This is a genomic window from Alexandriicola marinus (genome assembly GCF_004000435.1).
Taxonomy (GTDB): domain Bacteria; phylum Pseudomonadota; class Alphaproteobacteria; order Rhodobacterales; family Rhodobacteraceae; genus Alexandriicola; species Alexandriicola marinus.
The window spans coordinates 1-664 of sequence record NZ_RBVZ01000061.1 but is presented as its reverse complement, the minus strand read 5'-3'; the positions used below and the strand labels follow the sequence as shown (position 1 = coordinate 664).

Below are 664 nucleotides of genomic sequence, written 5' to 3'. Positions count from 1 at the left end.
CTGATGGAAGCCGTTGACAGCTGGATCCCGACGCCTGAGCGCGCCGTCGACCAGCCGTTCCTGATGCCGATCGAGGACGTGTTCTCGATCTCCGGCCGCGGCACGGTTGTGACCGGCCGTGTGGAGCGTGGCGTGATCAACGTGGGCGACGAGATCGAGATCGTCGGCATCCGCGACACCAAGAAGACGACCTGCACGGGCGTCGAGATGTTCCGCAAGCTGCTGGATCGCGGCGAGGCGGGCGACAACATCGGTGCGCTGCTGCGCGGTGTCGACCGTGAGGGCGTCGAGCGTGGCCAGGTTCTGTGCAAGCCGGGTTCGGTGACGCCGCACACGAAGTTCGAGGCCGAGGCCTATATCCTGACGAAGGACGAAGGTGGCCGTCACACGCCGTTCTTCGCGAACTATCGTCCGCAGTTCTACTTCCGGACGACGGACGTGACGGGCACGGTCGAGCTTCCCTCGGGGACCGAGATGGTGATGCCGGGCGACAACCTGAAGTTCAACGTCGAACTGATCGCCCCGATCGCGATGGAAAACGGCCTCCGCTTCGCGATCCGCGAAGGCGGCCGCACCGTCGGCGCCGGCGTCGTCTCGAAGATCATCGAGTAACCAGACCAGACCAAAGCAAGGCGGACAAACCCGCCTTGCTCCGTAATTCAGG

1 protein-coding gene is annotated in these 664 nt (G+C 64.5%); it reads left to right on the top strand.

Translation table 11 applies throughout. From position 1 onward, the window contains the following. On the top strand, window positions 1–612 hold a 612-nt coding region (locus EP376_RS22680), incomplete at its 5' end, for an EF-Tu C-terminal domain-related protein (RefSeq protein ID WP_240652499.1). Window positions 613–664 lie beyond the last annotated feature (52 nt).